General features: G+C 27.2%; 19 protein-coding genes. 5 read left to right on the forward strand and 14 right to left on the reverse strand.

Annotation, left to right across the window (positions count from 1 at the left end; all coding sequences use genetic code 11):
* Position 1: 1 nt before the first annotated feature.
* The 8 genes from NPIRD3C_RS00210 to NPIRD3C_RS00245 all read right to left on the reverse strand — a co-directional run bounded on the left by NPIRD3C_RS00210 (position 2) and on the right by NPIRD3C_RS00245 (position 7,343).
* Positions 2 to 1,051, reverse strand: coding sequence for an N-acetylneuraminate synthase family protein (locus NPIRD3C_RS00210; protein ID WP_160272823.1), 1,050 nt, complete (start codon positions 1,049 to 1,051; stop codon positions 2 to 4).
* A 50-nt stretch (positions 1,052 to 1,101) separates the two neighbouring features.
* Positions 1,102 to 2,265 (reverse strand): lipopolysaccharide biosynthesis protein, encoded by a 1,164-nt coding sequence (locus tag NPIRD3C_RS00215; protein ID WP_148702296.1) that lies wholly within the window; start codon positions 2,263 to 2,265, stop codon positions 1,102 to 1,104.
* Between the two features lie 67 nt (positions 2,266 to 2,332).
* Entirely contained in the window at positions 2,333 to 3,184 is an 852-nt protein-coding gene (locus NPIRD3C_RS00220) for a glycosyltransferase family 2 protein (protein WP_148702297.1), read from the reverse strand.
* A gap of 12 nt (positions 3,185 to 3,196) precedes the next feature.
* Positions 3,197 to 4,213, reverse strand: coding sequence for an NAD-dependent epimerase/dehydratase family protein (locus NPIRD3C_RS00225; protein WP_148702298.1), 1,017 nt, complete (start codon positions 4,211 to 4,213; stop codon positions 3,197 to 3,199).
* A gap of 56 nt (positions 4,214 to 4,269) precedes the next feature.
* A complete protein-coding gene (locus tag NPIRD3C_RS00230) occupies positions 4,270 to 4,743 on the reverse strand; it encodes a D-glycero-alpha-D-manno-heptose-1,7-bisphosphate 7-phosphatase (protein ID WP_148702299.1) in 474 nt (157 codons plus the stop codon).
* Positions 4,744 to 4,745: 2 nt separating this feature from the next.
* On the reverse strand, positions 4,746 to 5,339 hold the full coding sequence (locus NPIRD3C_RS00235) for a D-sedoheptulose-7-phosphate isomerase (RefSeq protein ID WP_148702300.1): 594 nt from the start codon (positions 5,337 to 5,339) through the stop codon (positions 4,746 to 4,748).
* Positions 5,340 to 5,378: 39 nt separating this feature from the next.
* Complete coding sequence (locus tag NPIRD3C_RS00240; protein WP_148702301.1) at positions 5,379 to 6,404, reverse strand: GHMP family kinase ATP-binding protein; 1,026 nt, start codon at positions 6,402 to 6,404, stop codon at positions 5,379 to 5,381.
* A gap of 33 nt (positions 6,405 to 6,437) precedes the next feature.
* Entirely contained in the window at positions 6,438 to 7,343 is a 906-nt protein-coding gene (locus NPIRD3C_RS00245; RefSeq protein ID WP_148702302.1) for an SDR family oxidoreductase, read from the reverse strand.
* Between the two features lie 49 nt (positions 7,344 to 7,392).
* Between NPIRD3C_RS00245 and NPIRD3C_RS00250 the strand changes: the two genes are divergently transcribed.
* Positions 7,393 to 8,256 (forward strand): glycosyltransferase family 2 protein, encoded by an 864-nt coding sequence (locus NPIRD3C_RS00250; protein WP_148702303.1) that lies wholly within the window; start codon positions 7,393 to 7,395, stop codon positions 8,254 to 8,256.
* Here the strand turns inward: NPIRD3C_RS00250 and NPIRD3C_RS00255 are convergent.
* Positions 8,248 to 9,147, reverse strand: coding sequence for an NAD-dependent epimerase/dehydratase family protein (locus NPIRD3C_RS00255; RefSeq protein WP_148702304.1), 900 nt, complete (start codon positions 9,145 to 9,147; stop codon positions 8,248 to 8,250). The genes NPIRD3C_RS00250 and NPIRD3C_RS00255 overlap by 9 nt on opposite strands.
* A gap of 24 nt (positions 9,148 to 9,171) precedes the next feature.
* The gene (locus tag NPIRD3C_RS00260) at positions 9,172 to 9,912 is read right to left on the reverse strand and encodes an SDR family NAD(P)-dependent oxidoreductase (RefSeq protein WP_148702305.1); all 741 of its coding nucleotides are present in this window, start codon (positions 9,910 to 9,912) and stop codon (positions 9,172 to 9,174) included.
* A gap of 81 nt (positions 9,913 to 9,993) precedes the next feature.
* Between NPIRD3C_RS00260 and NPIRD3C_RS00265 the strand changes: the two genes are divergently transcribed.
* The 4 genes from NPIRD3C_RS00265 (at position 9,994) to NPIRD3C_RS00280 (ending at position 13,609) form a co-directional block, all read left to right on the forward strand.
* The gene (locus NPIRD3C_RS00265; protein WP_148702306.1) at positions 9,994 to 10,872 is read left to right on the forward strand and encodes an NAD-dependent epimerase/dehydratase family protein; all 879 of its coding nucleotides are present in this window, start codon (positions 9,994 to 9,996) and stop codon (positions 10,870 to 10,872) included.
* Between the two features lie 6 nt (positions 10,873 to 10,878).
* Positions 10,879 to 11,805 carry a thiamine pyrophosphate-dependent enzyme gene (locus tag NPIRD3C_RS00270; RefSeq protein ID WP_148702307.1) on the forward strand — a complete coding sequence of 309 codons (927 nt, stop codon included), beginning with the start codon at positions 10,879 to 10,881 and terminating at the stop codon, positions 11,803 to 11,805.
* Positions 11,802 to 12,743 carry a transketolase C-terminal domain-containing protein gene (locus NPIRD3C_RS00275; protein ID WP_148702308.1) on the forward strand — a complete coding sequence of 314 codons (942 nt, stop codon included), beginning with the start codon at positions 11,802 to 11,804 and terminating at the stop codon, positions 12,741 to 12,743. The genes NPIRD3C_RS00270 and NPIRD3C_RS00275 overlap by 4 nt, the downstream gene beginning before the upstream one ends.
* A gap of 65 nt (positions 12,744 to 12,808) precedes the next feature.
* Complete coding sequence (locus tag NPIRD3C_RS00280) at positions 12,809 to 13,609, forward strand: FkbM family methyltransferase (protein ID WP_160272825.1); 801 nt, start codon at positions 12,809 to 12,811, stop codon at positions 13,607 to 13,609.
* On the opposite strand, the gene rfbC is transcribed toward NPIRD3C_RS00280, so the two are convergent.
* The 4 genes from rfbC to NPIRD3C_RS00300 all read right to left on the reverse strand — a co-directional run bounded on the left by rfbC (position 13,610) and on the right by NPIRD3C_RS00300 (position 18,688).
* Positions 13,610 to 14,137, reverse strand: a complete 528-nt coding sequence (gene rfbC, locus NPIRD3C_RS00285; RefSeq protein ID WP_148702310.1) for a dTDP-4-dehydrorhamnose 3,5-epimerase — start codon at positions 14,135 to 14,137, stop codon at positions 13,610 to 13,612.
* Complete coding sequence (locus NPIRD3C_RS00290; protein ID WP_237087761.1) at positions 14,134 to 15,369, reverse strand: class I SAM-dependent methyltransferase; 1,236 nt, start codon at positions 15,367 to 15,369, stop codon at positions 14,134 to 14,136. Before NPIRD3C_RS00290 ends, rfbC begins: the two co-directional genes overlap by 4 nt.
* Positions 15,360 to 16,064 carry a sugar phosphate nucleotidyltransferase gene (locus tag NPIRD3C_RS00295; RefSeq protein WP_148702312.1) on the reverse strand — a complete coding sequence of 235 codons (705 nt, stop codon included), beginning with the start codon at positions 16,062 to 16,064 and terminating at the stop codon, positions 15,360 to 15,362. The genes NPIRD3C_RS00290 and NPIRD3C_RS00295 overlap by 10 nt, the downstream gene beginning before the upstream one ends.
* A gap of 122 nt (positions 16,065 to 16,186) precedes the next feature.
* A complete protein-coding gene (locus NPIRD3C_RS00300; RefSeq protein WP_148702313.1) occupies positions 16,187 to 18,688 on the reverse strand; it encodes a glycosyltransferase in 2,502 nt (833 codons plus the stop codon).
* Positions 18,689 to 18,700: the final 12 nt, after the last annotated feature.

The raw sequence follows: 18,700 nt of genomic DNA on the forward strand, positions 1-18,700 counted from the left end.
GTTATTCAATATCATCCCATTGAATTGGGATATCTTCCTCAATATCTTTTTTAGCTGTAGAATTAACGACTTTATCTAAAAATTTAGGATAAATTCCAGTTGCAGGTCTCTTAACGTCCAACATATATTTAGAAATTTTAGTACCCTTAGGAATATTTTGGGTAGATACAATACTTCTTCTGGCATATTTTATAGATTCTTTTTCACAATTGAAATCATTTCTAATATCAGAACCCTTGGAAATTTTTGCAATGTTTAAACCATTAACTAAATCAATAAAATCTGCAGGATCTAGAGACAGCCAATGATCAGGACTACGATCTAATGTTTTATCAAACGTAAAATGTTTCTCAATAACTTTAGAGCCATAAAAAGTTGAAAATAATGCAGCCAAAATTCCGGGTGTGTGATCAGAGTATCCAATTACTAATGAAGGATATTCTTGAGTAAGCTTTTGAATCATATCTAAATTAGCATCTTCAAATTTAGTGGGATATGAAGTCATACAATGCATTAAAACAATATTTTGATTTCCAGAATCTTGAATTGTGTTAATAGCTTCTTTAATTTCTAAATCAGAAGCCATTCCAGTAGATAAAAAAATAGGAAGTTGCTTTGATGCAATATGTTTGATTAATGGTATGTGAGTCAAATCGGCTGAAGCAATTTTGAACGCAGGAACATCTAAAGAATATAAAAGATCAACAGATTTTTCATCAAATGGAGTTGAAAAACAGGTAATTTGTTTTTCATTTGCATATTCAAAAATTTGTTTCCAATCATCATTTGCTAAATTATCAAGTTTGGAAAATACATCAAATTGAGATTCATGTTTTTTGTTATCATCCCAATATTTTGGAGCAGTTTTTGTAGATAATTTACCAGCTTTATATGTTTGGAATTTTATAGAATGTGCTTTTCCATCAACAGCAGCATCAATCAGTTTGAAAGCTTTGTTTAAATTACCGTCATGATTTGCTCCCGCTTCAGCAATAGTATAACAAGGATTATCATCACCAATCTTTGTTCCATCAATAGTTATTTCGGGCACACCACACATAAGATTGACAATTATTTAATTTTAGATCTTTGAAAATAATTTCATACAAATATTTTGAATGTACGTTTATGCATTAATGATAGAAAAACAGCTTCAGTTATTTCGGATAAAAGAAATGATATAGCCAAACCCATAGTTCCAAATTGGCCTCCAAGAACAATTATTCCTAGAATTAACACGCCCAAATGTAAGCCTGAGCCAATTATTACAATTTTACTCATTTCATTTCCTAAAAATCTTGAAGCGTTTAATCTAGAGATCATATGGGGAATTATAGCAAATGCCATAATTGAAACAAACATAATCGAGGTAGAAAACTCATCAAATAGCAGTGGTAAAATAATTGGTGCAAGAATTGAAACTAATACAGCAAATAATACAGATAAAATAATAGCACCAGTCTTTACTTTTCTAGTAGAAATTTTTTTGGCATCACGAGGTTGGACAAAGCTATGAATTACAATAGGAAAAATGTACATAAATGCAACAATTTGTCCTGCTAGTTCATAATTACCTAAAATTTCAAATCCATGAATAGGAGAAATAATTAATCTATCCATATACCCATAACCCACTCGAGTAATCCAGAGAGCATAATTGTTTAACATAAATTTGAATCTAGGTTTTATTAGAGAAAAATCAATTTTTGATTCTTTAAAACTAAAAATTATTCTAGGGATAAAAAACAAATTGGATAATCCAATTCCTAAAAGCAATCCAGAAATATCAAAAACATGATACAATCCTATAGATAAAACAACGAATGAAATTCTTTGAGTGAAAATATATTTTGAGTATGATTTGTATTGTTGTTTTGCTAAAAGTTCATTTGTTGCTAAATTTGAAATCGATAAAGATAGGATAAGTAAGCTTATTACAAAATCATTTAGAAAAATAAATGCAATCACAGATCCTATGAAACAAGAAAAAAGTGATATTATACCAATTACAGGGAAAATTTTAACCCCTTTTGGAATGTAAATTAAGATTATACTTCCTCCACCAAAAAAACATAATGCAAAAATTATGTTAGATATAGAATAGAGATAACTTAATTCACCATATTTTTCAGGGCCTAAAAGAGGTGCAATATAAAGAAAAAATAATCCACTTATCAGACTTGCAGAATAAATAGTAATTCCCAATAATCCTAAATTTTTAGATTCACGTATGATAGATTTCAAAGATTCCCATAAATTTGTCATAATCTAGATTAATTCAATAAGAATAATTACTTATGGATAAAAACTCTTGTTTACATTAAAAATAGAATTATTCTTTAGTAAATTTAGATAAGACGTATTGTAATTCATCATTAATTATTCTACCATAGCCACTAACATGTAATTTTAAAATTGAATTAAAATTTTTGAAAATAAATTTGATTCCAAATAGTTCAATACACCATTTTAGAAATGGGACAAACATAAAGAGTAATTCAAGTCTATCAATCTTATAGAGGTTTTTAAAAATTTCATAACTCCTTGCCGAAGAAGATTCTCCCAGAGCAGAACGGTGAAACAATATTTCATCAATCACATTTAGTTCACCAAATTTCAAAATAGCCAAAATAATTGAAAGATCCCATGGAAGATGATGAAAATATACAGATTGTTTTAAACAGTCTGTTCTAAAAATTGAATAGATCGCAGTAGATTCAGCTAGTTTCAGATATGTTGAAAAACGTTGTTCATAGTTTCCTCTAGCAGGAATTACAGGTAAAAATATTGGATCTTTTGCATATCGATTAGTAGAATTTCCAAAAAAATCAACTTTACTAATACTTCCAACAGTATTAGGATCAGATTCTAAAACTTGAATATTTTTTTCAATAAAAGAATCTTCCCAAAGATCATCATCTGCTGCCCACATAAAATATTGTGAAGTTGCATTTTCTAAAACATATGAAAAATTTTTCAATGGACCAATATTTTTATCTTGTCTGTAATACTTTATTCTCGAATCTTTTTTTGCATACTCTCTACAAATTTTTTCTGTGTTATCATTTGAAGCATTATCCGATATTATTAACTCAAAATCTGTAAATGTTTGGTTTAACAATGAATTAATGGATTTTTCTATGGATTTCTCTCCGTTATAGACAGGTAATCCTATTGAAAGCATGATTTACAAATATTATAATATCCTATCATTAATCATTAATTCTTTTTTCAATTCTATATCATTTTCAATGTGTTTATACCAATCTAAAGTGATTGTTTTTAGTGATGTATCTACAGTATTGTTTTGTAATGAATCAAATAGTTCTTTAACTCCATCAATTAGTGAAAAATTTACCTTAAATCCAGTAATATTATGAATTTTATCAAATGAAAGGGAATATGACCTATGATCGTTGTTATCGCCAAGCTCTACTTCACATTTAGGGTTAAGTGCATTTTTAATTTCATAAGCTAATTCACCCATAGAATAATTTTGATTATTATCTCCAACATTAAAAATTTGGCCAGAAATATCATTTATTTTTGCATTTAGAATTGATTTGTATGCATTAACTGCATCTTTAATATGTATAAATGGTCGAGTGTTATTTTTACCTCTTACAGTAATCTTTCCATTTTGAAATAAATCTAAGACCATACTATTAACAGAAATATCAAATCTCATTCTAGGAGAAACGCCAAAGATACTTGAAAATCTTAATGCAGTTACTGAAAAAGAATCATCATTAAGTTTCATAGAATCAATTTCTGCATTTCTATTAGCTTTAGAGTATGAAGTTAATGGAAAAACAGAAAAAGTTTCATTTGCAATTTTTTCTTGTTTTCCATAAATACTTGCACTGGATGCTAAAATATACTGTTTTACACCTTTATTCTTACTTTCCAAAGCAACTCTAGCCCTTCCCAAATGATTAATTTCAAATGTTTTTTCAGGATTTAACTCTCCAATCGGATCATTTGACAATGCAGCTAAATCCAATACAACATCTACATCATCAAGAATTGAAGGGTCAAACCATCTAATATCATCTTTAAGCAATTCTAAACGATCATTTTGTAGATTTTTAAAAAATTTATCACCAAAAAAGAATCGATCTAGACATTTGATATGATATCCATCGTTAAGTAATTGTGGAATTAATACTGAACCTACATATCCAGCACCTCCAGTTATGAAAATTTTCTTCATTTTGAAATATTATTTTTAGACTTATTAATTATAGTTACTTTTTAAAGAAAAATTTATCATTTCAATATGGTATTAACTGCATTTTCTAAAAAATATTCAGATTTTATCTTTTTTGTGTTACAACCCATTTTCTCTCCAGCTAAAATATCGGATTCACTATCACCAATAAACCAACTATTTTTAAAATCAATATCAAATTGGGTTGCAGCTAATTCTAATAAACCAGTTTTTGGTTTACGACAACCACATTTTTCATCTGGCCTATGAGGACAATAAAAGAAACCATCTATTTTCATCTCTAATTTAGATTGTATTTTTTCATGTATTGCTTGTATTTTTTGATGAGTACTTAAACCACGATTTATTACAGATTGATTAGTTATCACAATTACAAGATAATTATTTTGTTTAATTTTTTTTATAATAGTATCAAGATTAGGTAAAATTTCTAATTCTTCAACATTTTTGACATAATCGCTCCTTTTTTTATTAATAACTCCATCACGATCTAAAAAAAATACTTTATTCATTTTTAATTATATTTGAATTGAGGATTTCCTAATTTTCTAATGGTAGAAACAATTCCGTGACACAATAAAACATGTTGTGATTCAATTGTTAGCATATCAGTACTTGGAACACGAATACATAAATCGCAATATTGTTTCATTTTTCCACCTAAGGAACCAGAAAATCCGATACATTTTACATGATTTTTTTTACAGAATTTTAAAGCTGAAATAAGATTTTTTGAATTACCACTACCACTAAAAGCAATTACAACATCCCCATTAGAAACAGTATTTTTTAGTTGTTCAATAAATATACGATCATAAGAAACATCATTTGACCATGCAAGAATTACAGGAATATTATCTGTTAAGGAAAATGCTTGAAATCTTTTTTTGTCTTTTATAATTGCTGTTTTTAATAAATCTGAAACAAAATGAGAGGCAGTAGAACCTGAACCGCCATTTCCCATTGTAAAAATTTTTTTGCCATTATTTCTTGCTTTTATTAGTAAACGGATCAAGTCTTCTAGGTCTTTAGAATTTTTTGTGATGTTGGACACGCATATTTTTTGTTCGTCTAAAAATGAATGTAAAATAGGCTCAATTTTCTTCATGAGTTTTTGCTATTAATCTTAATTATAAGGATTGTTGATTTAGTTTTGATTCTGAGTTTTATTGGACATGTATGCAATTTCAGGACCTTTATCATATAGGTTAAAATCTATATGTTTTAATTTCATACTTTCCAATTTGTGAATTAGTTTTTGTTGATTCTTTTTTTCACAATAAAATAGCATATGTCCGCCACCACCAGCACCAGTCAATTTACCACCTGTTGCACCATTTTTTATTGCTATTTGATAAATTTTATCAATTTTACTATTTGAAACACCTTTTACAAATTCTCTTTTTTTCAGCCAAGATTTATTTAAAATTTCACCAAATTTGGTAATATCATTATTTCGTAATGAATCATGCATTTCTTGACATAATAACTTCACTTGATTTAGAGAATTGATAATCACTTTGTCTTTATTTTTGATTCTAGATAATTGTTGTGATAAAATACTTGTACTATTTCTTGTATCTCCAACAAAAAATAAAATTAAATTTTGATCTAGTTTCTTTAATGTGGGTTTATTTATTTTGATTTTTTCTACTTTAATTTTTTCTTTATTGAAAGTGATATATTTTAATCCGCCATAAGATGCAATATACTCATCTTGTTTACCAATAGGCATTTTTAATAATTTTCTACCAATATGAAATGAATCCTCTGCAATTTGACTTTTTGAAATTTTTTTCTGTTTTATTTTATGTATAGTATAAACTAGATTTACAGTTAATGAACCAGAACCTCCAAGGCCTGAACCACCAGGAACATCACTAGCTACAATAACATTAACTCCCTGTTTAAATTTCAAATATTTGATAACGGCTACTGCCAATTCTGAGCCAGTTTCAATCTTGATTTTACTATATTTTGTTGGTTTGTAATGTGCTTCAAAATCAGGAGAAAATGCTTGAAATGAGTCATCATATCTTGGATGAAATATAGCATAAGTGAATTTTGATATGGTGCTAGTTAGAACATTTCCGCCGAATTCATTGAAGTATTCAGGCATGTCAGTTCCCCCTCCTGAGAAACTTATTCTAACAGGGGTTGATCCAATAATCACAAAATATCTCACATTGGACTCATTTATTTTTCTTTAATTTTGTTTCTTGTAATCTAATTTATGAGAATTTTCAACTAGAAAAGAAATTCCTTTTTTTATATCACAAAATTCATAATCAATAATTTTTTCCAATTTTGATGAATCAAGACATGTTTTTTTTGGCCTAGGCGCTTCTTGTTTTTTTTGTTCAGAAGTTACAGGAAGGATAAGTTTCGAATCAAAACCAAATTGAGAAGAGATTTCTTTTGCAAATTCATATCGATTTAAACAAGTTTTTCCAGTTGCATGAAACAAACCAGAAACATCCTTAGAGATAATTTTTAGAATGGAAATTGCTAGATCATCAACTAATGTGGGAGTGTTAAATTGATCAACATGAGGATCGACTATTTTATTTTGAATTAAGTTACCTATTATCCAATTTGTAAATCTAGATTTTTTATGATTTCCATAAATTACTGATGTTCTCAAGATTACGTTATTTTTTTCACATAAGACAATTTTTTCAGCATTTAATTTTGTTAAGCCATAGTAATTAATGGGGTTTGGAAGATCTTTTTCAACATATTTTAGATCAGTTTTACCATCAAACACAGCATCAGTTGAAAAATAAATTAGTTTTGAATTTATTTTTGAACAAATGTCAGTGATAATTTTTGTTGTTTTTACGTGTAAATTGTTTGCGATTTCTGGATTTTTTTCACATAAATCAACACTAGGGTGTGCTACAGTGTTTATTACTACATCAGGTTCTAAATTTTTAATTAAATCAATTATATCTTGTTCATTATCTAATAAATTCAATTGTGATGTTTGAACATTTTGTTTTTCAAATGGATTTGTATTATATGTAACATGTAATTCGTAATCATCTGCATATTCTAATAGAGTACTTCCAACTAATCCACTCCCCCCAATTATTAATAATTTTTTTGTCATAAATTACAGTAAATGTGATTTTTTATAATCCTTAGTTTTTTAAGTAATCATGCTTTCAATAGGATTACCTGTCTATAACGGAGAGAAATCCATAGAAAAATCCATTAATTCATTGTTAAACCAAACATTTACAGATTTTGAGTTAATAATATCGGATAATGCTTCAAATGATAACACAGAAAAAATTTGTAGAGAGTATGCAAAAAAAGATTCGAGAATAAAGTATTACAGACAAGATAAAAATATTGGATTTATAAAAAATTATGAATATGTGTTAAAACAATCTGAAAAGAAATATTTTATGTTTACATCAGATCATGACATTAAAGAAAAAACTTTTATTGAAAAAAATATTCAAGTTTTAGAATCTGATCCTAATACTGTTGGAAGTATTAGTGAAATTGATTTTTATGGAAATGAAAAAGAATTAAAAATTAGATATCGAGGAAAAGGGAATTATAAAATAAAGGAAAAATATCGTTTTGTTCATCCAGCAAAGGGTTCATTTCAAGATAAATTTGTTTTTTATTTAAATTTCATGGAATCATCAATGTTATACGGAATATTCAGAAGAAAAGAATTACAAAATTGCATAGGGTTTCACCATCAGCCATGGGACTTAATGGTAATTTTAAGGATTTTAGAATATGGGGATTTACATGTAATTGATGAAATTTTACTTCACAGATTTGTAGGTGGTCTATCATCTAAAGATATATACAAAAATTTGCGAGGAGAAAAATTCAGTAGAATAGAATTATTATTTATGTTCGCCCCATTTTTTAGATATGTGATAAATCAATTTGGTTTTGGGTTTTTCATCAAAAATTTCAAAATAATGATAAAATTATGTATTAGAGGACATGGAAGAATAATTCTAGATAATTTTAGAAAGATGAGAGATTTATTTTAAAGACATGTCCTGAAGTGTCATTCGTATTCCATCTTTTAGGGACAATGAGGGTTTCCAATGTGTAATTTTGTATAATAATGATAAATCAACATGTGCATCACGTAAAGAATCATGAAAACCAAAATTGCTTTTAAAAATAAGATTTTCTTTTTTTTGGTTTAGTTGAGACCAAAATTCCAAAATAAAATGTTGTAATGAAATCATTTTCCCACTACCTAAATTCACAGTAAAAGAATGATTTTGTTCAAGTAATAATTTTATTCCAAAAATAACTTCAGATATATGAATACAATCACGAAAAATATTTCCAGGATCAACTATAGCTTTTTGATTAGTAGAAGCTGCATTATACAAATAATTAATCAAAGAAGTAGGTCTTTGTCCAGAACCATAGCTATTGCATAATCTAATATGAATAAAGGATTGATTGGAATGTTTCTGTTTGTTTAACCCATAATTTGCTACAAAATATTTACCTTTACCATAATTTGTTAGAGTTCCTTTTGGGATTGAATGTTCAGAAAGTAATCTATTTTTTTCGCCATATTCTTCAACAGAGCCAATAAAAATAAATTTTTGTAAACCATGTTCAAAAAAACTATCTATAAGATTTTTAGAAATCAAAACATTTTCTTTTAGATGAACAGATGATGAAGGATTTTCCATATCTCCCCAACCCAAATGAATAAAAATATCAGGTATACCAAATTTAGATATTAAAGAATCTATTTCGGAACGATCTTGAAAATTTAATTTAAAATGATTATGAGTGGTTGGAAGTAATGTATTGTTATGATGAGATAAGCACGTAATATCATAAAAATTTTTTAAATAATTGTACAAGTGTTTTCCTATAAATCCAGAGCTGCCACTAATCCATAAACGAGCCATAGAATAAATCACTCATAAAAATATCTAAAAATCAATTCGCCCTACACGAACTTCTTCAACAAATAGTTGTTTTTCATATACAATAAGATCTAGAATAAATTTAGATAATTCTGTTGGAGTGACAAATGAATCATAGTTTAGTTGTTTGTTATTTTTAATCACAATTTTACCCATATCAGTTTGAAGAGGCCCAGGAGCAACAAAAAAAACACGTACATTATACTTTGAAAATTCTTGTACTAAAGATTTTGAGAATCCCAATAATGCAAATTTTGTAGAACAGTAAATAGATTGATTTTCAATTCCCCTATACGCTGCTGCAGAACCAATATTGACAATACGTCCCCATCGATTTTTTTTCATATCATGACCAAATTTGTTACAAAGAACATAAGGAGCTTTGACATTAACAGAAAAACTTTTTTCAAAATCATCTAAGGAGGAAGAAAGCATAGATTTTGGATAAAAAATTGCGGCATTGTTAATGATTATATCAACTGTGCCAAAGTCGTGTCTGATTTTTTTGATGAGTTTTTGTATATCAGAGTTTTTTGTGAAATCAGCAACAAATGATGAAGTGCGCACATTAGAGAAATTTTGAATTTTTTTTTCTAATTTTATAAGAGACGATTTTCGAGTTGATGTCAAAAATAGATTGAACCCCATTTTTGCCAATAACAGAGATAATTCTGTACCTAAACCACCTGTGGCACCAGTTATAAGACAATTTTTTCCTTTAAAGTTCATATTTTTTTTCTGTGTCACAATATAAAAAAATGAATTAATTATATAAAATTCTAGCACATTATATCTCAGTATAAATAATCAATTTATACGCACAATAACATGATTATTGTTACTGGTTCAGAAAGTTTTGTAGGTAGAAATTTAATTAAAAAATTATTAGAAAATAATAAAAAAATAATGGGTGTTGATTTAGTTGAAGATAAATCTCAACATTATGAATATGTAAAAAAAGACATACGGGACAAAACGTTACTTGATTCAATCCCAGATAATGCAGAAGCATTAATTCACTTAGCAGCATTATCAAGTGATCCAATGTGCAAAGGGAAAAGTTATGATTGTTTTGATGTTAATGTAATGGGTACACTTAATTTAATTGATATAGGAAAAAAGAAAAATATCAAACAATTCATTTTTGCTTCAACAGAATGGGTTTATGAAGGATTCCAAGGTAATGAAGAAAAAGATGAAAATTCAAAAATCGATATTTCAGAACATACATCAGAATATGCGTTGTCAAAACTAGTTTCAGAAATTAATCTTAAACAAGAAAATCAAAATGGCCTATCTAATATTACTATTTTGAGATTTGGAATAATTTATGGTCCTAGAAAAAATAATTGGTCAGCATTTGAATCTATAGCCAGTGCGGTAAAGAATTCAGATAATGTTTCTGTAGGTTCATTAAAAACTGGAAGGAGATTTATTCATGTGAATGATATTTGTGATGGCATAATTAGTTCTTTGAATCTTACAGGTATCAATACAATAAATTTATCCGGAAATAAAATTATAACTTTAGAAGATATAATAGATACATCTCAAAAAATTTTTAAGAAAAAAGTGAAAATTAGTGAAAAAAATTCTGAGAATGTAAGCATACGTAACCCTTCAAATGAAAAAGCAAAAAAGTTGTTAAAATGGGAACCAAAAATAGGACTAGAAGAAGGAATTAAAAACATAAAGGAATTTCTCTAAAAAGATATGGAACAAAATGAAAGAAAGAAAATAGCAAAAAATGTGTTATATATTAGAATTTCACAAATGTTAATCAATGAAGATTATAAAGAAAAAAAATTTAAAATTCCGATTCATTTAGCCTTAGGACATGAATCTATTAGCATAGCAGTTTCAAAAATTATGAAAGAATCAGACAAACTGATTTTAACTCACAGAAACGTAGCTTACAATCTTGCAAGATCCGGAAAATTAAAGCCAATTTTAGATGAATACTATTTAAAATCAAGTGGACTAATGCAAGGGAAAACTGGATCTATGAATTTAACAAATCCTAAAGAGGGAATAATTTATTCTTCAAGTATCTTGGGAAATAATTTTGCAGTAGCAACTGGAATTTCATTTGCTGAAAAAATGAAAGATGGAGGAATAACAATAGTGTTGGGAGGAGATGGATCATTAGAAGAAGGTACATTTCATGAAAGTTTGCTTATGTTCAAAAGTTTGGATTTGAGTACATTAATGATAATTGAAAATAATGAATGGTCTATGTCTACACGAATACATGAACGTAGACATCCAATAAATTTAGAAAAATTTGCTGAGGCATATGACATAAAATTTGTACGAATTTCAGGTAATGATCCTTTTGACTATATTGAAAAATTAGAAAAACTAAGAGATATTTCATTGAAAACAAAATCACCTATATTAATTGAGGTTATGGTTAATACGTTAGGGGATTGGATTTTAAAAACTCCAGAAATTCCAGATGGAAAATTTGTAAACTATCATGCAGGACCAACTCCAAGTATTGATCTGAAAAAATGTCAAATAAAAATTAAAAATAATGTAGATGATCCAATATTTGTATTAGAAAAATATTTTGATGAAAATGAAATATCAAAAATTGCTGAAGAAACACTCAGAGAATTGAAGGAAGAGATTAAATGAAATATATTGAAACTGTAAATGATCAAATAAAAAATATTGTTTCCAAGGAAGATAATTTAGTATTATTTGGACAGAATATTAGTGCAGGTTCTTGCATAGGGGGATTAACAAGAGGAATGAATGTCAAGACAACAAGTAAAGTGATTAATTCTACAAATTCAGAAAATACATTATGTGGTTTTGGATTCGGATTGATGCTAAATGAGGTTTCATCAGTTTTTTTTATGAAACAATTAGATTTTTTACTTCTAGGCATAGATCAATTAGTAAATACATTCAACAACATAAGAAACACAAATTCCGATCTTAAATCATCATTCACCATTATGCCTGTAATAGTCGATAATGGATTTCAAGGGCCTCAATCTAGTTTAAACAATTTTGCAGATTTTTGCTCCATAGCTAGAATTCCAGGATATGCTATTTCTACAAAATATGAAACAGAAAAAATTATTGGAACTAAATTGGTTTCCAAAGGATTCAGAATTCTAGGAATAAGTCAAAGATTAGTAAATACTGAAATTATAGACATAAATCCAATAAAAGAAAATTCAGATTTTTCAGTAGTTAAATATACAGATGGATGTGATGTTACAATTGTTTGTTTCAATTTTTCATTTGAAAAAGGAATAGTAATTCAAAAAGAATTAGAAAAAAATGGAATATCATCAAGTATATTTAATGTTACATCAATGACTCCATGTAATTGGAAACACATAATAGATAATGTGAAAATTACAAATAAAATAATAGTAATTGATGATAGTAAAAGTGAAAATTTACTTTGTTATAATTTAATTTCAGAGATACATGATAAATGTCATTTAAAAAAGAAGATTATCTTAACAAAAGAAATTTTATCAAATTGGTTATGTCCCATTCCAGATGAAATGAAAGTAGATGTAAAAGAGATCGTAAACATATTAAAAGAAAAATGATAACTGAGATAGAAAAAAAAATTCTTGAAAAACAAAATAATCTTAATAGTAGATCATTAATAAAAATGGGATTTAATAATCCAAAAATAGCAACAAAATTACTTTTTGAGAGATTAAGATATAGATATTCAAAATTTCCAAAAAAAGTAGAAATTAGTCTTTTTTCAAATGATAAAATGATAGTAGTGTTACCAGAAAGAGTTTCAGAATTTTTGTATTATTTTAAATTTTTTGAATATGGATTAACACGTATTTTATTAGAATATTTAAAACCTGGAATGATTTTTTGTGATGTAGGAGCTCATTTTGGTTATTTTTCAATTTTAGCCTCAAATATTGTAGGAAAATCTGGTCAAGTACATTCTTTCGAACCAACAAAAAGTAGTTTTGATATTCTTAGAACTAATCTAAAACAAGAAAATAATTTTGTTAATAACATAGCATGTTGGTCAAAAAATTCAGAATTAGAATTTAATGATTTTGGAATAGTTCATTCAGCATTCAATAGCTTTACAAAGCCAAAACTAAAAAATAATGACATAAAAGAAAATAAAAATAAAATAAAATCTGTCAGATTAGATAGTTATTTTGAAAATCAAGTACCAGATTTTGTTAAAATTGATGCAGAATCTGCAGAATTAGAAATTTTAAAAGGAATGGAAAAAATTTTTGTAAAAAAACTACCATTAATCACAATTGAGGTTGGGGATTCATTTTCAGAAATTCCAGAAAGTAAAAAAACTATTGAGTTTCTATTGGAAAAAAATTATAATTGTTTTGAATTTAAAAATGGAAGGTTTTCCAAACATAAAATTAAAGAGACGTATGGTTATGATAATTTGTTATTCACACCACAAATGAAATAATTATTTAACAAATTGTAATTGTTTATCTTTTTCAGAAATTATAGTTGGAGTAAGAGGCCAACAAATATTTAATTTTGGATCATTCCATCTAATCCCATTACTTGATTGGGGAACATATTCATGAGACATTTGATAAAATAATTCAGTATTATCCTCTAATGTTTGAAATCCTAAAGCAAAACCTTCCGGGACATATAACATTTTGAGATTTTCTGATGACAAAGTAATTCCAAACCATTGTAAATAAGTTTTTGAATCAACACGTAAATCGACTGCAACTTCATATACACTGCCTTTCACACATCTAACTAGTTTTGATTCCTCATGAGGTGCTTTCTGAAAATGCATGCCTCGGATAGTGCCTTTTTTAGCATTAAATGAAATATTGCATTGGACAAGATTTGAATTAAGTTTGTTTTGTTCAAATATTTTTTTATCCCAAGATCTAGCAAAAAATCCTCGTTCGTCAGTCAGTTTTTTAATTTCTATAACAAATACATCTTTAAGCGGGGTTTCAGTAAAAATCATGAGATTATTTCAACCTCAGGAATCAGTACAATAAATTTTCCACCCCAATTTCGAATAAATTGCAATTGTTCAATAATTTCATCTTTTAAATTCCATGCTAAAATAACTACATAATCAGGGTTTGTTTCTGAAATTTTTTCAGGTGAAAAAATTGGAATTCCCGTTCCAGGTAAAAACAACCCTTGTTTATATGGATCTAAATCAACAGTATAATCTAGAAAATCAGTTCCAATTCCACAATAATTCAACAAAGTATTTGCTTTTGCAGGAGCGCCATAACCAACAATAGTTTTAGATTCATTTTTAATTTGTTTAAAAAATGTCCAAATATTCTGTTTAATATTAATAATATGGTCCTGATAATTCTCATATGTAATTAATTTTGGAATACCAAATTTTTCTTCTAACTTTAATTGCTTTGAAACAGATGTCTTTAAAGAAATTGTTTGGTTATTTTTATGCTTGATAAATAGTCGTAAAGATCCCCCATGAATAGTAAATTCTTCAACATCAAAAATGTCCAAATCACAATGTGAGAAAATTTTTTGTAATGTGAATAATGAAAAATATGAGAAATGTTCATGATAAATCATGTCAAATTCTGTTTTTTCAATCATTTGTGACAAATAAGCAGAAAATTGAATTATCAAAACACCATTATCGTTTAATAATTTTTTTAATCCTTTAACAAAATCTAACAAATTAGGAACATGAGGTAATACATTAAATGCAATCAAAATATCAGCTTTCTGTTTTACAGAAATTACTTCAGAAGCAGTTTGTTCACCAAAGAATTTTGAGATAGTGGGAATACCTTTTTCTTCTGCAATTTTTGCAATATTTTTTGCAGGTTCTATTCCTAAAACAGGTATACCATTATTTTTGAAAAATTGCAACATATACCCATCATTACTTGCAATCTCTATAACATGATTTTTTTCATCTAGTTTAAATCTTTTAATTGTATTCATGACAAATTCTTGAATGTGATGGATCCATGTTTTTGAAAATGATGAGTGATATGCATATTCTTCAAAAATGTTTTGAGGTTTTTCAAATTCATCAGTTTGAACCAAAAAACAGTTTTCGCACACATATGCTTTAAGAGGATAAAATGTTTCAGGTTTTTCTAAATTATCTGAGTTAAGATAAGAATTTGCAAGAGGGGTTTTCCCTAGATCAGCAAAAATATGTTTTAATGAAGAATTACAAAAACGACAATTCAATTCCACAATCTCCATTTTGCATTGTTTGAGTCCCATAATTTATTCAAATAATTTTTATCACTTAATGTGTCCATAGGTTGATAAAAATCAACATGTTTAAACGCAGAGAGATTTTCTTCACAAGCCAATTTTTCTAAAGGAGTTTTTTCCCAAACAGTATTATCCCCTTCTATATAATCAAAAATATCAGGTTCTAAAACAAAATAACCACCATTAACCCAAACATTTTCTAAAGGCGGTTTTTCTCTAAACTCAACAACAAGGTTTTCTTTTAATTGTAAAATTCCATATTTTTCATTAGGATGACATGCAGTTACTGTAGCAAGTAATTGATGTTTTTTATGAAAATTTATCAAATCAGAAATATTTACGTTGTTTAATGTATCACCATAAGTAAAACAAAAGGTATTTTGATCAACATATTTTTGAACTCTCTTTAATCTTCCACCAGTCATTGTTTCAAGTCCGGTGTCAATAGCAATAACATTCCAAGACTCATCAAAAGATTTTACATATTCTTGAATCATATTTGATTTATAACCACAACATATCACAAAATCATTTATTCCATAAAACGAATAAGATTTCATAATATGCCAAAGAATAGGTTTTCCACCAATTTCTACCAGAGGTTTTGGTTTTGTCCTAGTTTCTTCAAAAATACGAGTTCCAAAGCCTCCGGCAAGTATAACACATTTCATAGGTACAGTTTTTTTAAACAATATTTAGGTTATATTGATATTGATATGAAGAAATCAAAATAATGAAAGATAAAATATTATCATTTTACATTTAAAGATTCAAAAAATGATAATCATTTATTTTAATTAACATCAGATTTTTGAATTGCGTTTTTATAAATTTCTAAATATTTTTTGGATGTTGTTAATTTTGAAGTTTTTTCTGAAACTTTAATCATTTTTTGTTTGAATTTCTCTCTGAGATCAGAATTTGTTGCCAATTCAAAAATAGAATTTGAAAGTTGATTTTCATCTCCATGTTCTACAAACAATGCATCATCATAATCAAGAATTTCTGTAAAAGTTTCACTATTAGAAACAATACAAGGAGTTCCATGATAAATTGCATAAAATAAAGCTCCTGAAGAATCAGGATAAGGACGATAAATGTATAATGCAATTTCTGCCATATCAAACAAATCTTCAGATTCATCATCATTAACATAGCCAACAAAAAATACACGGTTTTCTAAATTCAGTTTTTGTACCAAATTTTTCAACATTTTCTCATAAGGTTTTGCATCATCATCTGCCAAACCTGCAATAACTAATACATGATCTGGTATTTTATGATGGATTTTACTAAAACTTTTGATAATTATATCATAAGATTTTCTTGAAGTAATAACACCAAAACATAAAATTATTTTTTTGTCAGAAAATTTTGTGCTAATTCGTGTTTTTTCTAAATTAGTAGATTTTTTTTGTGGTGGAAGAATTAATGTATTAACTTCAATTTTATTTGATTCAATTCTATAAAAATCAATTAAACCATCTTTGTTGCCTGGAGCATCCACAATAATTTTATGGCTAAATCCACAAATCATTTTAATAAAAATTTTCATGAATAATTCTATTACAGGCTTGGGAAGTTTTACAGGAATAATATCATTCATTATTTCCCATTTTCCTGATTGTTTAGAAACTAATGGGGCTCGTAAATCTACAATAATTTTTGATTTTGTTTGTGTTTTTAATAGAAATAACAAAAGTGGAAGTTTTAATGATGCAAAAATAGGTCCAAACATTCTCCATTCAAATGAAAAATGAACGATAAGGGGTTTTTCTTTTTTAATATAAGAGAATAAACTTCTAACAAAATGACCATAATGCCATATTCGTTTAGAATCTTTTACATTTTGATCAGATAACCATGTACGTAGATTTTTTTTTTGTGGACCTACGAAAAAAATTTCATAATCATGTCCTTTGTTTATTATTTCTTGTAAACCCTCAAAGATTTGAGCAGTCCAATTTGTGAATCTATCAATATAAAATATTTTCTTTTTAATTTTATTTTCTTTTATAGTTTTAATAATTTGTAGAGCAGCTCGTTCAGAATTTTTGCCATCAAATCTTCCAATATATTTTTCAATATAATCATCACAATCTTTTTGAAGGATTGTTTTTTGGTATGCAGTTTCAATAGAAGATTTCAATGATTTTAAGTTATAGCAGGAAACAACTATGTCTTTATGAGTAAACAAATTTTCTCCAGTAGAATCATTTTGAAAATCTAAATTTACTATAGGTTTTTTTAGAAAAGCTGCATAGTGAATTGCTCCTGTTCCACCATATGTTAACATCACATCATATTGATTAACAAGTTCTGCCAAATCTTCATTTTTGTATAAATTGATTTTATGAGATAATTTTGGTAAAATTTCATTTTCATATTCGCTCCATGAAGCACTTGAGGGATGAATTTTTATTGCTATTTCAAAATTATCAAACTTTAAAATTTCATTTACTGAGTTGATAATCATTTCTTGTTCGGAATGTTTTGAACATAATCCATGTTCGTGTCGTGCAGAGGGACAAAATAAAATTTTGATCTTTGAATTTTGTGGGGTATTTTTTGCTTCTTGTTTATTTAGATTAAAAAACATAGTATCATAATATGGATCTCCAACAACAAATATAGATGAAGAATCAAACCCTGCAGAAATTAATTTTTCAGGCCAATTTGAGGTAGTGCATAAATTTGCATTTCCGCTTATCATCTTATCTATGGGACTATAGGAAAACAATCCCAGCTTAGTATATTTTAAAAGAAATAGAATAGTATGAGGAAAACTGTAATTTATAGATCTTAATGTTCTAAATAAGTAAGAATATTGTTTTAGAAAAAAGATTGTAGAGCTGGTAGTGGTAGTTTTAGTAGAAATACTTTTTATACCTTGATTTTTGAATGCATTTCTAACACGTGATCTAAATGTTTCAAATGTAGAATGAGCATTTAGGCGTAGATAACTTCTAAAAAACAGTACAATTAAAGGAATTTTTTTAAATTTTGAGGACAATGCGAATTCAATATTATGAAAATCTAATGAGCTGTTTACCATCACGCAATCAGGATTTATTTCATTCAAAATTTCTAATGCATTATTATATTTTGTAGAATCAATAATTTTTGGATCATTCATCTCAGAGGTTTTTAATTCATCTGTAGGAAATTTAACCCAAATAACTTCTAGTTGGGTATTTTTGCTTAATTCAGCGCATATGTTTTTACATTGTTGTGTTAATAAGTCATGGAGATGTGGTGATTTGTTATGAGGTATCAACACAGTGAATTTCTTCATAAAATGCCTTCC

Source organism: Nitrosopumilus piranensis (genome assembly GCF_000875775.1).
Lineage (GTDB): Archaea > Thermoproteota > Nitrososphaeria > Nitrososphaerales > Nitrosopumilaceae > Nitrosopumilus > Nitrosopumilus piranensis.

Excerpts from the sequence above, each read along its gene's own strand:
- NPIRD3C_RS00215 (WP_148702296.1), bottom strand. The coding sequence starts at position 2,265 with ATGACAAATTTATGGGAATCTTTGAAATCTATCATACGTGAATCTAAA.
- NPIRD3C_RS00220 (WP_148702297.1), bottom strand. The coding sequence starts at position 3,184 with ATGCTTTCAATAGGATTACCTGTCTATAACGGAGAGAAATCCATAGAA.
- NPIRD3C_RS00225 (WP_148702298.1), bottom strand. The coding sequence starts at position 4,213 with ATGAAGAAAATTTTCATAACTGGAGGTGCTGGATATGTAGGTTCAGTA.
- NPIRD3C_RS00230 (WP_148702299.1), bottom strand. The coding sequence starts at position 4,743 with ATGAATAAAGTATTTTTTTTAGATCGTGATGGAGTTATTAATAAAAAA.
- NPIRD3C_RS00235 (WP_148702300.1), bottom strand. The coding sequence starts at position 5,339 with ATGAAGAAAATTGAGCCTATTTTACATTCATTTTTAGACGAACAAAAA.
- NPIRD3C_RS00245 (WP_148702302.1), bottom strand. The coding sequence starts at position 7,343 with ATGACAAAAAAATTATTAATAATTGGGGGGAGTGGATTAGTTGGAAGT.
- NPIRD3C_RS00250 (WP_148702303.1), top strand. The coding sequence starts at position 7,393 with ATGCTTTCAATAGGATTACCTGTCTATAACGGAGAGAAATCCATAGAA.
- NPIRD3C_RS00255 (WP_148702304.1), bottom strand. The coding sequence starts at position 9,147 with ATGGCTCGTTTATGGATTAGTGGCAGCTCTGGATTTATAGGAAAACAC.
- NPIRD3C_RS00265 (WP_148702306.1), top strand. The coding sequence starts at position 9,994 with ATGATTATTGTTACTGGTTCAGAAAGTTTTGTAGGTAGAAATTTAATT.
- NPIRD3C_RS00270 (WP_148702307.1), top strand. The coding sequence starts at position 10,879 with ATGGAACAAAATGAAAGAAAGAAAATAGCAAAAAATGTGTTATATATT.
- NPIRD3C_RS00275 (WP_148702308.1), top strand. The coding sequence starts at position 11,802 with ATGAAATATATTGAAACTGTAAATGATCAAATAAAAAATATTGTTTCC.
- NPIRD3C_RS00280 (WP_160272825.1), top strand. The coding sequence starts at position 12,809 with ATGGGATTTAATAATCCAAAAATAGCAACAAAATTACTTTTTGAGAGA.
- rfbC (WP_148702310.1), bottom strand. The coding sequence starts at position 14,137 with ATGATTTTTACTGAAACCCCGCTTAAAGATGTATTTGTTATAGAAATT.
- NPIRD3C_RS00295 (WP_148702312.1), bottom strand. The coding sequence starts at position 16,064 with ATGAAATGTGTTATACTTGCCGGAGGCTTTGGAACTCGTATTTTTGAA.
- NPIRD3C_RS00300 (WP_148702313.1), bottom strand. The coding sequence starts at position 18,688 with ATGAAGAAATTCACTGTGTTGATACCTCATAACAAATCACCACATCTC.